This is a genomic window from Nocardia arthritidis (assembly GCF_011801145.1).
In the GTDB taxonomy this organism is placed as follows: Bacteria; Actinomycetota; Actinomycetes; order Mycobacteriales; family Mycobacteriaceae; genus Nocardia; species Nocardia arthritidis_A.
Genome location: NZ_CP046172.1, coordinates 8,606,553 through 8,619,575, shown reverse-complemented (window position 1 = coordinate 8,619,575; position 13,023 = coordinate 8,606,553). Strand labels below are relative to the sequence as shown.

Annotated in this window: 13 protein-coding genes; all 13 read left to right on the top strand. The window is 65.8% G+C overall.

Going from position 1 to position 13,023, the window contains the following annotated elements; all coding sequences use genetic code 11:
• Window positions 1-5: 5 nt before the first annotated feature.
• The 13 genes from F5544_RS39035 to F5544_RS38975 all read left to right on the top strand — a co-directional run bounded on the left by F5544_RS39035 (window position 6) and on the right by F5544_RS38975 (window position 12,652).
• The gene (locus F5544_RS39035; RefSeq protein ID WP_167477797.1) at window positions 6-1,148 is read left to right on the top strand and encodes a cytochrome P450; all 1,143 of its coding nucleotides are present in this window, start codon (window positions 6-8) and stop codon (window positions 1,146-1,148) included.
• 18 nt (window positions 1,149-1,166) lie between these two features.
• Window positions 1,167-1,688 carry a VOC family protein gene (locus F5544_RS39030; RefSeq protein WP_167477796.1) on the top strand — a complete coding sequence of 174 codons (522 nt, stop codon included), beginning with the start codon at window positions 1,167-1,169 and terminating at the stop codon, window positions 1,686-1,688.
• Window positions 1,685-2,287 carry a class I SAM-dependent methyltransferase gene (locus tag F5544_RS39025; protein ID WP_167477795.1) on the top strand — a complete coding sequence of 201 codons (603 nt, stop codon included), beginning with the start codon at window positions 1,685-1,687 and terminating at the stop codon, window positions 2,285-2,287. Before F5544_RS39030 ends, F5544_RS39025 begins: the two co-directional genes overlap by 4 nt.
• Before the next feature lies 1 nt (window position 2,288).
• Entirely contained in the window at window positions 2,289-3,524 is a 1,236-nt protein-coding gene (locus F5544_RS39020; RefSeq protein ID WP_167477794.1) for a cytochrome P450, read from the top strand.
• Window positions 3,521-4,657 (top strand): cytochrome P450, encoded by a 1,137-nt coding sequence (locus F5544_RS39015; RefSeq protein WP_167477793.1) that lies wholly within the window; start codon window positions 3,521-3,523, stop codon window positions 4,655-4,657. Before F5544_RS39020 ends, F5544_RS39015 begins: the two co-directional genes overlap by 4 nt.
• Entirely contained in the window at window positions 4,654-5,475 is an 822-nt protein-coding gene (locus F5544_RS39010; RefSeq protein WP_167477792.1) for a class I SAM-dependent methyltransferase, read from the top strand. Before F5544_RS39015 ends, F5544_RS39010 begins: the two co-directional genes overlap by 4 nt.
• Window positions 5,475-6,653, top strand: a complete 1,179-nt coding sequence (locus tag F5544_RS39005) for a glycosyltransferase (RefSeq protein WP_167477791.1) — start codon at window positions 5,475-5,477, stop codon at window positions 6,651-6,653. Before F5544_RS39010 ends, F5544_RS39005 begins: the two co-directional genes overlap by 1 nt.
• Before the next feature lie 30 nt (window positions 6,654-6,683).
• Window positions 6,684-7,628, top strand: a complete 945-nt coding sequence (locus tag F5544_RS39000) for an NAD-dependent epimerase/dehydratase family protein (RefSeq protein WP_167477790.1) — start codon at window positions 6,684-6,686, stop codon at window positions 7,626-7,628.
• A gap of 15 nt (window positions 7,629-7,643) precedes the next feature.
• Window positions 7,644-8,438: a TylF/MycF/NovP-related O-methyltransferase gene (locus tag F5544_RS38995; protein WP_167477789.1), complete on the top strand. Its 795-nt coding sequence runs from the start codon at window positions 7,644-7,646 to the stop codon at window positions 8,436-8,438.
• Between the two features lie 287 nt (window positions 8,439-8,725).
• Window positions 8,726-9,142, top strand: coding sequence for a hypothetical protein (locus tag F5544_RS38990; RefSeq protein WP_167477788.1), 417 nt, complete (start codon window positions 8,726-8,728; stop codon window positions 9,140-9,142).
• Between the two features lie 30 nt (window positions 9,143-9,172).
• Complete coding sequence (locus F5544_RS38985) at window positions 9,173-10,555, top strand: amidase family protein (RefSeq protein WP_238846891.1); 1,383 nt, start codon at window positions 9,173-9,175, stop codon at window positions 10,553-10,555.
• A gap of 59 nt (window positions 10,556-10,614) precedes the next feature.
• A complete protein-coding gene (locus tag F5544_RS38980) occupies window positions 10,615-11,442 on the top strand; it encodes an AfsR/SARP family transcriptional regulator (RefSeq protein ID WP_167477787.1) in 828 nt (275 codons plus the stop codon).
• Between the two features lie 34 nt (window positions 11,443-11,476).
• A complete protein-coding gene (locus F5544_RS38975; protein ID WP_167477786.1) occupies window positions 11,477-12,652 on the top strand; it encodes a cytochrome P450 in 1,176 nt (391 codons plus the stop codon).
• The last annotated feature ends 371 nt before the right edge of the window (window positions 12,653-13,023 follow it).

Genomic DNA, 13,023 nt, shown 5'->3' with positions numbered 1-13,023 from the left:
CGACCGTGGAAGTCACGGCGACAATTGACGGCCTGCGGTGGGACAGCACGCGAAACCGGCTGAAGGTATTGCGACCGGATCTGGCCGACGCGGTATTGCGCGATCGGCATATCGTCGCCGGTATCGAACGCGAGGGAGCCACCTCGCCGACCCGGTATCCGGGCGAGGACGAGGTGCCATCGATCTCCGGATTCTTCCAGCTCTGGTACACCGTCAATTCGAACTACACGCGGTTCAACACGGAGTTGCGCAAGGTGTTCACCGTGCGGACCACGGCGGAGTTCGCGGATATGTTCACAGAGCTCGCGGCCGCCCAAGCCGCGAAGATGCCCGCGGAGGGCGATCTGGTGACCGAATTCCTGTCCCCGTATCTGATGCACAGTACGTTCGCCATGATCGGTGTGCCCGAATCGGACTGGCCGAATCTGAGCAAGGTGTCCAAGCTGGTCATCCACCTGTTCAAACAGCAGCTGCTGGGGGAGACCGAGCATTCACCGGAAATAGTTCGCGCGCACGAAACGGTGATGCGCTATTTGAAGTCGTTGACCGACCGCTTGCTCCGCGGCGATCGGTCCAGCCCTTTTCTCGATGCGGCGCGCGCCTTGGCCGAAGACTCGGCGGGCACCTGGCCGATCGCGGCGTTGATCGGGCAATTGCTGATGGCCGGTATAGAACCGATGATCGTCGGTGCGAGCATAACCTGTCGTGAAATATGGTCCGATAAGCAATTGCTGGCGAATGCGCGTTCCGATATATTCGATATCGGCGAGATCGCCGAGGAGGCGATGCGGGTGCAGCCGCCTTTCGGCAATATATTCCGCTTCGTCGTCGAGCGCTGCGAATGCCTCGGTATGGTGCTGGAGCCGGGCACCGTAGTGGCGATCGACATTTCGGCCGTGCACCTCGCGCAGCAACCGGCGGCGCAGCCGGTCCGCGGGTGTCCGGTGCGCCCGAATGCCGTGCTGACCTTCGGCAAGGGCATGCATTACTGCCTCGGCGCGAATAGCGCGCGGTTGCAGATAAGTACCGGACTTCGCGAACTGCTCACGCGGCGACCGGAATTATGCGTCGACCCGGCGGCGGCGCGGATAGACACATTCAACAATCTCAAGGAAGTCCGGGCCCTGCCCTACACCTCGCAGCCGTAGCGGCGGATAGGAATCATTATGAATTATGTGAACCACGCCAGCCACGAGCGGGCGCCGGAGGGTGTCGGTTTCGACGACATCCCCGATATGCCGAATTTCGGAATTCTGCTGGTGAGCGATATCGATAAATCACTGGAATGGTATGTGGACGGGCTCGGCTTCTGGGTGGAGAAGCAATTGACTGGTCCGGACGGCCAACTCGCCGTTTTGCATCTGCGGCGCGCGCAATACCGGGATATGCTGCTGCGCCCGGCGCGTGAACCGCTGTCGGGCCCACTCGGCCGCGGCATGCGGCTCAGCTTCACGGTGAATGCCGAGACCGAGCAGTCGATGCGGGAAATCGCCGAGCGATTGGCGAAACTGCCGCAGGGCACCGTGAACGGCCCGCTATTGACGCCCTGGAATACCGTCGATGTCGAGGCAACCGATCCGGACGGATATATCGTCGTGCTCACCACTGTTGCCGACAGGGCCCGCAGCTGGGCCGAGCTCAAGGATCAGGTCGCCGCGGGCGATCAGCCGGTTCGGATCGACCGATGAACCCGCCAGCGAAATCATCGAAGTTGGTGAACCGCGCCTACAACTTCGCGTACAAGGTCGGCTTTTCGCCGTGGGATCTCGGTCCGCCCATGCCCGAACTGGTCGATTTGATCGAGGGGCCGGATGCGCTGCGGCCCGGCCGGGCGCTGGATCTCGGATGTGGCGCCGGATCGAAATCGGTCTATCTCGCCCAGCACGGCTGGTCGGTGACCGGTGTGGATATCGCGGAGGAGGCGCTCAAACAGGCTCGGCGCAAAGCGGCGGACAACGGTGTGGATATCGAATTCGTCCAGTGCGACCTGGTGGACATTCCGCCGGACGCGCTGCGCGGCCGATACGACTTCCTACTCGATTTCGGCTGTTCGCACAGCCTGCGCGACGAGGCGAAACCGCGTTACGCCGAGGGCATCGCGCGATTCGCCGAGCCCGGCGCGACGCTGTACCTGTACGCGTTCACCAAGGGGCCGCTCAGCGTGCGTCCGGAGGAAATAGACACCGGTTTCGCGCCGTTCTGGGAGCTGGTGTCGGCGACACCCGGCAGCATTCGGCGCACACCGGACGCCGGACCCATGTGGTACCGGATGATTCGCAGGTCTTGACGTGGTCGCGCCGCAGATTTCCACCAGCAGCGAGCCGCTGGAGCTCACCGGGCCCGCGCTCATCGCCGATCCGTATCCCGAATACGCCCGGCTGCGCGCCGATGGCGGGGTGCATTATTCGCGGCGATGGGACTGCTGGTTCGTCAGCAGATATGACCTGTGCCTCGAAATATTCAACAACACAGCGACTTTCGATGCGGTCGGGCAGCCGTTCCTGCGTATGCTGCAGGCGGCGGTGCGCGGCGGCGCGGTGTCGTGGCGGGTTCCGCATGCGCCGCAGGTGAATCCGGCGGACGCGGCGCGGCGTTCGGCGGGTCGCCGTACCACCGGACGGGCGCTGGCCTCCGGCTTCGTCGATACGCTTTGGCCGGATTTCGAACGCGAATGTGCCGCCGCCGCAGCGGAACTCGGAAAGACGGCCGACCCGGTGGATCTCATCCGAGATTATGCGGCGCCGTTGACGACTCGGCTGCTCGCCGGTCTGCTCGCCGTATCGGCCGCCGACTTTCCGCTGTTCCAGGCGTGGACGGAATCCGGATACGCGACCGGCGAGCAGGACGGGCAGGTGCGCCTGGCGCGCGAGATCCGCCGCCTGTTCGCGCGACAGGCGGTGGACCGGATGACCTCGCCGGCCGACGATTTCGTCGGATACCTCGCCGCGCACCCCGGCGAAATTCCGGGCCGCGGCGGTGTCGGCGCGCACCTCGAATTCGTGCTCGGCACGGGATTGATGATCTCGCTGGTCACCCATCAGGGTCTGGTGTTCAGCTTCGGCACGCTGATGAATGCCCTGCTGCGCGAACCGGATTCGTATCGTGCGGTGCGCGCGGACCGCTCGTTGATCGCCGGTGCGGTCGAGGAGGGGCTGCGCTACGACACCTCGACCCAGGCACTCGGGAGGCTGGCCAGGACCGACGCCGAGATCGGCGGGGTGACGATTCCGGCGGGCGCGCTCGTGGTGTGCCTGACCGGATCGGCCAATCGGGACGAGCGGCAGTGGGCGGACGCGGGGCGGTTCGACATCCACCGAGATCCGCGAGCGGCCGCCCGCCATCTCGGCTTCGGTGTCGGCGCCACCTCGTGTCTGGGTGCGTTGATCTCCCGGCGGGCGCTCGGCCATCTGCTCGGCGCGCTCGTCGAACATGTCGCGGCTCCGGCGTCGCTCGCCGGTGCGCGGCCATACGGCGAATTCATGACCCGGGGCTACCTGACCTTGCCGTTCAGGAGTGGGATATGACCGAAAAGACAACGCTGCCAGCCGGATTGGAGTGGCGGCCGGATACCGGCCAGTGGGTGGTGCGCACCCACGAGCTCGCCGATATCGCGCTGCGCGATCCGCATATCGGCATGTCGCTCGATCCGGATCGGAGTTCCGTGCCGCTGCCCGGCGTCAACGACATTCCGACCGTCGAGCAGTTCTTCGAGCTGTGGTACCGGCGCGGCGCCAATCATCCGGAATTCGGGCCGGAGCTGCGCCGCGCCTACACCGCGACGGCCCTGCGCCCCTTCGCATCCCGCTTCGATGCCATCGCCGCCGACCTGCGTCGCGGGCTGCCCGCCTTCGGCGATCTGGTGCCCGCGTTCATCACGCCGTACGGCCTGCACAGCACCTTCGACCTGATGGGGTTCACCGAGCCGAGTTGGCCCGCGCTGACCAAGGCCTACCACGTGCTGATGTTCATTCTGCGGCAACGGTTTCGGGGAGTATTGGAGCTGCCCGAGAAGCATCTGGCGGCCTTCGCGGCGGCCCTGCGGTGCCTGCGTGACGCGCTGGCCGAATCGCGACCGACTCCGCTGATGGCAGCGCTGCGCCGCTATGCCGAGACGCACGACACCTCGGCCTGGGCCGATGTCGCGACGATCGCCCAACTGCTCGCGGCGGGTGTGCCCCAAATCGGCACCGGCATAGGCGTTTCGGTGCGTGCGCTGTTCGGCGACCGGGAATTGCTCGCTCGGGTGCGGGCCGGTGAATTCGATATCGAGCAGGTCGCCGAGGAGGCGATGCGCCTGGTGCCGCCGTTCCTCGTCGTCGCCGGTTGGGTGACCGAGCCCTGCGACTGCCTCGGTGTCCATCTGGATCCGAGAACGCCTGTGCTGGTTGATATTCCGGCTGTGAACACCGATCCCGCCCGGGTCGAGCGGCCGCTGGATTTCTGCCCGGCGCGCGGCCGTGCGGACAACATCACGTTCGGCAAGGGCACGCACTACTGCCTCGGCGCCACCAGCGCGCGGATCCAGGTCGCCGCGGCCTTGCGCGGCCTGCTGGAGCTGGACCCGATGGTGGATCCCGCCGCGGTGCGGATCGATGACGACGGGTTCTCCCAATCGGTGCGATCGCTCCCATTCACCACGACAGGACGACTGATATGAGTGTGACCGAATATCTCGAGCTGATCGCCGCACCGGCCGATGACGACGTGGCGGGATGGCTCTACCCGACCGACGCGGAACTGCTCGGCGCCATCGACGATATCCAGGCGCGCGCCGGAATTACCGGCGACATCCTGGAAATCGGTGCCTACCACGGCAAAAGCGCGATTCTGCTCGGCTACTTCGCGCGACGGGGCGAATCGCTGATCGTCTGCGACCTGTTCGATTCCGCGGCACAGGACGCGGACAACCAGAGTGAGAACGCGGCGTTCTATCCCGGATTGCGGCAGGCCGACTTCGAGCGGAACTATCTGCGTTTCCATCCGCGGCTGCCGATCGTGCACGCGCGGCCGTCTGCCGAACTCGGCACGCTGGTGGCCGCCGGGTCGTGTCGTCTGGTGCACGTGGACGGCGGGCACACCTACGATGTCGCGCATGCCGATATCCAGACCGCTCGGCGGCTGCTCGGCCCCGGCGGGGTGCTGGCCGTCGACGACTGGTCCAGCGCACATATTCCGGGTGTCGCCATGGCATTCTGGTCGGAGTATCTGACCGGACGGCTGCTGCCGCTGGCGTTCACGAAGGGCAAGTTCTACGCCACCTGGGATCCCGGCGGCGTGACCGTCGAGCAGGTCGCCGCGGCGGTCGCCGACCGGGCCGCGCTGGCCACCGGCGACACCGTGCCGCTCGGCCCGCACCGGGCGCTCGGCGTGACGATGGCGCCGGATGCCTGGCGGGCCTATGCCGCAAGCCAGCGGGAGAAATATTCGAAGCTCTATTCCGGCAGTGGTGCGCCGGAGCAGATGGTGGGTTTCTGATGCGCGTCGCACTGTCCAGTCATGCGAATCCGAGTCACCTGGTCGGTGTGCTCGCCGCGGCCCGCGCGATCCGGGCCGCCGGTCACGATGTCGTCGTCGTATCGGGTCCGAGCGTGGCCGAGCAGATCGAGCGCGCGGGTTTCCCGATGGTGCCGGTGCCGAGCCTGATGTCCACCGACGAAATCATCGCCGCGCTCACGAATGGCACGCCGTGGCCGCGATCCGGTCCGCCGGACCGGCCGCCCGCGCATCCGTTCATCACGCCATGGACCCACCGGCAGGCCACCGATATCACCGATGCGCTGCGGCCGCTGGCGCCGGATTGCGTACTGCGCGATTCCACCGAACTCGGCGGGTATATCGCCGCGCAATGCCTCGGCGTGCCGCACGGAACCGTCGATATCGCACCGCTTTCGCCGTGCGCGGCACCCGGCGCGTTGGCCGAGCTCAATCAGTTGCGCGCGGCGTTCGGCCTGCCCGCGGTGGACGATCCGTGGCATCCGGTGCGCTCGTTCCGGATCGGGCTGGTACCCGCCGACTACTACCCGCCCGAGCTGCGGTGGCCGGATGCGAACTACTACCAACCGTCCGTCGCGGACGAAGCGGCGGATGCCGAGCCGTGCCCGCTGCCGGCGGGCGACGGGCCGCTGGTATTGGCCAGCCTGGGGATGAACGCACCCGTCTTCGATCAACGGGCGACCGCGCTGCTGAACGCGATCATCACCGCGCTCGGCGAGCTGCCGGTGACCGGTGTCGTCGCGCTCGGGATGGATCCGGACGGTTGGGCGGGCGCGCGCCCGGGCAACGTCCGGCTGGAGTCGTTCGTGCCGCAGCGCGCGCTGCTGCGGCACTGCGGCCTGTTCATCACGCACGCCGGATTCAACGGTGTCCGTGAGGCATTCGGCGCGGGCGTCCCGATGGTCGCGGTACCGCTTTTCGGCGACCACCCGGCCAGCGCGCGCCGGCTCGGCGAGCTCGGCGTGGCCACCGTCGTCGATCCGGCGGCGGCGACCGCGGATGCGATGCGCGCGGCGATCGGCCGGGTGCTCGACGATCCGGGCTTCCGCGACCGCGCCGCACGGCTGCGGCAGCGGATGGGCCTGTTGCCGCGCATGGACCGGATGCCCGACGACCTGCGCGCGCTCGTCGCCGGGGCGGCGCCGGTCATCGGCAAGTGACGTGCAGTTACCTGAGGCAACGGAGGAGCCATGAGGGTTGGAGTAACCGGAGGAAACGGGTTCATCGGCACATATGTGTGCGAGGAACTGACACAGCGCGGGCACGAGCCCGTGGTGTTCGACCATCAGCGCCGCCCGCACGCGCGCTGGGAGGTGATGCTCGGCGATATCCGCGACGCGAGCGCGATGGTGGAGTTCGCCGCGCACTGCGACGCCGTCATCCATCTGGCCGCGGTGCTCGGCACGCAGGAGACGCTGAACAATCCGCGCCCGGCGGCGGAGACCAACCTCTTCGGCGGGTTGAACTTCCTCGAGTCGATCGCGCAGTACGACCTGCCCGGCGTGTACATCTGCGTGGGCAACCACTGGATGAACAACGCCTACTCGATCTCCAAGACGACCGTCGAGCGATTCGTCCGGATGTACAACCGGGACCGGGGTACCAAGGTCAACTGTGTGCGGGTGGTAAATGCCTACGGCCCAAGGCAATTGGCGGCCGCGCCGTTCGGGTCCAGCAAGGTCCGCAAGATCACCCCGGCGGTGGTGTGCCGCGGGTTGTCCGGCATGCCGGTCGAGTTGTACGGCGGCGGGCGTCAGGTGTCGGACATGGTGTACGTCGGCGATGTCGCGCGGGCGCTGGTATCGGCGCTGGAGACGGCCGCGGCCGGGCGGGTGCTCGACGTGGTCGAGGTCGGGCCGGTCGAATCGACCACCATCCGGCATATGGCCGAACTGGCCATCGATCTCATCGTGGAACGCGGCTTCGCCAGGGTGCCGATCGTCGACCTGCCGATGCGCCCCGGCGAGGATCCGACCACCCCGGTCTCCGCGGACACCCGGACGCTGCGTGAGGTCGGCATCGAACCCGACTCGCTGCGCGGGTTGGCCGACGGGCTCGCCGAGACGATCGACTGGTTCATCAAGACCGAGGGCGAGCACTGGAAGGCCCCGCACGGGCTCACCCGCGCGGCCTGAGGAAGGACGTACCCAATGGCGCACCAGGACCTGTACCTGGACCTGTTGAAACGCGCGGTGACCGGCATGATCTACCGCGACCCGCCGATCAGCCCGGCATGGGGGCCCGCCGTGCCGTTCGACGCGGCCGCGCGGATGGCGGGCCTGGACTGCCCGAGCCGGGCGCATACGATGGTCGGCTTCGCCCGGCTCGACAACCTCCGGGAGCTGACGGAATCGGTGCTGCGCGATGGCGTGCCCGGCGATTTCCTGGAGGCCGGGGTCGGCCGTGGCGGCGCGATGATCTTCCTGCGCGGCGTGCTCCGGGCTTACGGCGTCACGGACCGAACGGTATGGCTTGCCGATTCGTTCCAGGGTTTCCCGGAGCCGCCATCCGATACCGGATATCGGATGAGCGATGTTTACGGCGACGCGAAATTAACCGCCGAACAGTACGAGCAGGCGGCCGCGCGGATGAAAGACGAATTTCTGAACGGTGGTTCGGAAGCGGATGTACGGGATAATTTCCGGGCATACGACCTGCTCGACGAACAGGTGCGTTTCCTACCCGGTTGGCTGGCGGATACGCTGCCGAGCGCACCGGTCGAGCGGCTGGCGATCCTGCGGGTGGACAACGACCTTTACGAATCGACCAGGGCCACCCTGGAACACCTGTATCCGAAGGTCTCGCCGGGTGGATATGTGGTGGTGGACGACTATCACTTCCTGGACGAATGCCGGCTCGCGGTGCACGACTACCTGAAGAGCGCGGGCGAGCAGGAGCCGGAGTTGGTCACCATCGATCAATGCGGGGTGTATTGGCGTAAATGAATTGCCGGAGTGACATTGACGCAACGTCAATGTCACTCCGGTAGCGCGTTTTATCGATTTATTCCGAACTGTCAATACCCAATATTTTCTGCCACCGGCTCGATCTTGAAGGAAGGGTTTTCGCTGTATCGTTCCGATCTTCCGCTGGACGGTGGTCCGGAATTTGTGTCGACCCTTGCGTCATGCAGATCATGCTGTTAGTGTCTTGCTATTAATAGAGGTATTGAACGGAATTTCATACCCGGGGGTATGTGGGACGCGATGGTCGATGAATTTCGGTTTCGGCAATGAAAAAGATACCCCTGCACGCCGGATTGATGTATCTGCCCAACCTGCCCGCGGTGGAGTCCATGCTGAACTCCGATCCGAGGATCCGGGATCTGAGCGCCGCTTTGCGCGCCGGGAAGGTGGACGAGGCATCCGAGCGACTGAATTCGGCGCTGCGGGACACCGGTGTGACCGTTCGCATTCAGCGCGTCGATCCCGGATCGCAGTGGACGCTTGTCGCCGACGGGACCGAACCCACGCTGGCGGAGGGTCTGTTCTGGCTCGCATATCTGGTGCACGCCGATGGCTGGCGCCGGGTGAAGACCTGTGCGGTGGGGACCTGTTCGAATTTATTCATCGACAAGTCGAACGGCTGCATCCGGAAAATGTGCGAAATCCATCAAAGACGATCGCCGGACCGCGACGCGTCCGAATAAATATGACCGACGGACGTTGAAGGAGTATTCGTGGCCGACGATACCGGAGATGCGGCGTGTCTCGGGCTGCGGGAAATGGCAGCCGCGATAGCGCGACGCGAATTGAGTTCGCGTGACGCGGTATCTCGTTCGCTCGAACGGATACAGGAGAGCCAGCGCGATCTGAATGCCTTCCGCATTGTCCGGGAGCGGGCGCTGACGGAGGCCGCCGAGGCGGATGCGCTGGTGTCCGCGGGCGAGCGGCCGCCGCTGCTCGGCGTCCCGATCGCGGTCAAGGACAATCTGCACATTGCCGGCGAGCCGACGGCCTACGGATGTGCCGGTACGTTCCCGAAGCAATCGGCGGATTCGGCGGTCGTGCGGCGACTGCGGGACGCGGGCGCCATCGTGGTCGGCAAAACGAATATGTGCGAGCTCGGGCGCTGGCCGTTCACCAGCGGTCCGGCATTCGGGGTCACCAGGAATCCATGGAATCTCGACCGCACGCCCGGCGGATCCTCCGGTGGCAGCGCGGCGGCGGTGGCGGCCCGGCTGGTGCCCGCCGCGCTCGGTTCCGATGTCGGCGGGTCGATTCGAATCCCCGCGGCCTGGACGAATTTGGTCGGTATCAGGCCCACCAGGCCCGCCCGGCCGGAAATGCTGTCCGCCGCATTTCCCAGCGAGCTGAATATCGTCGGCCCATTGGCCAGGACGGTATCGGATGCGGCGCTACTGCTCGACATCATTCATCCGGAACGGGCGGCGGAAATCGCGGTGCGGCCCTGCCGAATCGCCGTGGCTCGCCGAGCGATTTTCCCGCCGGGTCCGGCACCGCTGCACGCCGACATCGAGGCCGGTCTGCTGCGCACCGCGGCGGCGCTGCGCGGGCTGGGGCACGAGGTATCCGACGCCGAGTCGCCGCAGGATTGGCTGGTCGGCCTGAACTTCTTCACAAGGGCGGCCAACCAGGCGGGCCGGGTCGCCAGTGCGCTCGCCGAAGCGGAACTGGACGAGCGCACGCGGGCATACACCCGATTCGGTTCGATCATCGGTCCGCTGGCCGCACTCGCCGGGCGAACCGAATCGCGATCCGCGCGGAAGATCGGCGCGGTCTTCGAGACCTGCGATATCGTGCTGGCCCCGACCGTTCCGATTCCCGCACTTCCGGCCGACTGCATCGATATGCTGGACGACCCCGCAACGCGAACGGCGGTAATCACCGCATTTCAATATACGTGGCCGTGGAGCGTACTCGGTTGGCCGAGTATTTCGATTCCAGGCGGCTTCGATTCGGATGACATACCGATCGGCGTGCAATTACTCGGCCCGCCCGGTTCCGATCAGCTGCTGATCTCGGTAGCCGGACAATTGGAGTCCGAGCTGCGTTGGGATCTGCGGTCGCCGCCGTATCCGGTGCACAGCGTGGTCGCCTGAGTCGAATTCCGGTTCGATGAGAGCGGCGTGCGTACTCTCGTTACTCGAGGGGAGGAAAGGTGCTTGATATCAGCCTACTGGGAAATTTATCGGTACGTATCGACGGTCGGTCGATCGTTCCGTCCGCGGCCAAACCGCGGGTAATTCTGGCGCTGCTCGCCGCGAATGTCGACAGCGTGGTCTCGGTCGAATCGATAACTAACGAAATATGGGGTAATGCCGCCCCGCGCAGCGCGCGGACCGTGATCCAGAACTATATTATGGCGCTGCGGAAACTCGCCTCGCCGACCAATGGGGCCACGGTCAAGGAATATCTGCGAACCCATTCCGGCGGTTATATGCTCGCGGCGGAATCGGCGAGTGTGGATATGTATCGTTTCGACCGCGCGTCCTCGGCCGGGCATCGCGCTCGGGAAATGGGCGATCTGGAACAGGCGTCACAGCATTTCGCCGATGCGCTCGCGGTGTGGCGCGGCAGGCCGCTGGCCGATATCCGAGTCGGGAATACGCTCGGCATGTTGGCGGGCCGGCTGGAGGAGGCGCGGCTGAATGTGCTGGACCGGAAGGCGGAGGTCGATCTCCGGCTCGGGCGCCACCACGAGGTGCTCGGCGACCTCACCAGCCTGGCCGGTCAATATCCGACGCACGAGGGGTTCTGCGCCCATCTGATGCTCGCGCTCTACCGGTCCGGTCGGCGACCGGAGGCGCTGCACGTCTATCGCAGATTGCGCACCAGGATGGTCGAGGATCAGGCGCTCGAACCATCGCCGACCCTGCGCAGGCTGCACAGCTCGATGCTCTCGGGCGACCGGACAACGGTCAGCAGCGGCATCCCATCCGATCTGGCCGCGCGGCCGTGGACGCTGCACGCCGAATCCGAGGTGTGAAAAGCCTTGCCGCACTGTTGAAATGAGTCACAGCATGACCTATCCCTTTCACCGCGACGATCCGTTTCTGCTGCCGGGAGAACTGTGCAGGCTGCGGGATGACTCGCCGGTCCCCGAGGTGACGCTGCCGAGCGGCGAAACCGCCTGGGTGCTCACCCGCTACGCCGATATCCGCGCCGCGCTCCGGGACGATCGGCTGTCCCGGCGCCCCATCCGGGATCAGGCCCAAGCGACCGCGCCGGACGGATTCGATTTCGGCGCATCGATCGCCGAGCCGCCGGGGCACACCCGGTGGCGGCGGGTGATCACCCCGCTCTTCGGGCCGAAGCAGGCCGAGGATCTGCGCGACCGGATCGGCGAGCTCACCGATCGGCTGCTCGACGAATTCGCCGCGCTGGAGCAGCCCGCCGACCTGATGTCGGGTCTGGCCTTCCGGCTGCCGATCCGGGTGATCGCAGAACTGTTCGGGATGGCGGATGACGAATACGACCGGCTGGCCGAGTGGGCGAGCGGGCTGCGCAACACCGGCGGCTCCATGGCCGCCTTCGGCGCCGCGATGGGTGCGCTCGGCGCGTTCGTGAACGAACTGGTCGACCGCCGCCGGGCCGATCCGGGGCGGGATCTGCTCAGCCAACTGCTCACCGGCGCACCCGATGACGAGGAACCGCTGACCCATCAAGAGCTGGTGTCCACCGGGATCCTGCTGGTCACCGCCGGATTCGAGACCGTGGCCATCCAGCTCGGCAATGCCTTCCTCGCGCTGTTCCGGTATCCGGAGCAGCGCGAGCGGATGCAGGCCGAACCCGGCTCGATGGCGACCGCGGTCGAGGAGTGCCTGCGGTTTGCCCAGATCGGCTCGGGCTTCGCCGGGGCGGTGTACGCAACCACCGAGTTAACGATCGGCGGCGTCCGGATACCGGCTGGCGGCATGGTGTTCGTCCGGCCCGATCTGGCCAACCGGGATCCGGAACAGTTCAGCGATCCGGACCTTTTCGATGTTGGAAGGACCGAGGCCAGGCAGCATTTGACCTTCGGCGGTGGCCCGCACTTCTGCCTCGGCGCCGCGCTGGCGCGGGTGGAGCTGCAAGAGGGGATCGGCCGGGTGCTTCGGCGTTTTCCGGAGCTGAAGCTCGATCTCGATCCGACCGCTGTCGAGCTGGTGAGCACGCCGTTCAGCCACTACCCGCGCGCGTTGCCGGTGCGTTGGTGAGGTTCGAAGTCGGTACGGCGCAATAAGAATTCGGAGCCGAAGTGGCGAAATGCGTTTCGGGACAAGTGGCCGGTAACCCCTATGTACTGCACCTCACTTCTAGGGGGTTGCTTTGTATTCACTATTCGTGACTTGCGGTTGACGTAACGTCAAGTGCAAGACTGTATTTAAATCGCGTGCTTCCGGTGGCATATGACTGCTACTCTTCGGCTGCCGGTAGCTGAGGTTTGCTTCGGTTGACCTGCAAGATCTTTCGGATGATGGGTAAAGTGATCGTATTGGTACGGAAATTGACTGAACCTCGGCCGCTCCGGTAAGTTGGCCGTTTGCAACGAATTTCAGTATCATCGGGGCTGGTGCGATCTAGCGGC

Bases quoted from the DNA above. Each gene is read 5' to 3' on its own strand.
- F5544_RS39030 (WP_167477796.1), top strand. From the start codon at position 1,167: ATGAATTATGTGAACCACGCCAGCCACGAGCGGGCGCCGGAGGGTGTC.
- F5544_RS39025 (WP_167477795.1), top strand. From the start codon at position 1,685: ATGAACCCGCCAGCGAAATCATCGAAGTTGGTGAACCGCGCCTACAAC.
- F5544_RS39015 (WP_167477793.1), top strand. From the start codon at position 3,521: ATGACCGAAAAGACAACGCTGCCAGCCGGATTGGAGTGGCGGCCGGAT.
- F5544_RS39010 (WP_167477792.1), top strand. From the start codon at position 4,654: ATGAGTGTGACCGAATATCTCGAGCTGATCGCCGCACCGGCCGATGAC.
- F5544_RS39005 (WP_167477791.1), top strand. From the start codon at position 5,475: ATGCGCGTCGCACTGTCCAGTCATGCGAATCCGAGTCACCTGGTCGGT.
- F5544_RS39000 (WP_167477790.1), top strand. From the start codon at position 6,684: ATGAGGGTTGGAGTAACCGGAGGAAACGGGTTCATCGGCACATATGTG.
- F5544_RS38995 (WP_167477789.1), top strand. From the start codon at position 7,644: ATGGCGCACCAGGACCTGTACCTGGACCTGTTGAAACGCGCGGTGACC.
- F5544_RS38990 (WP_167477788.1), top strand. From the start codon at position 8,726: ATGAAAAAGATACCCCTGCACGCCGGATTGATGTATCTGCCCAACCTG.
- F5544_RS38975 (WP_167477786.1), top strand. From the start codon at position 11,477: ATGACCTATCCCTTTCACCGCGACGATCCGTTTCTGCTGCCGGGAGAA.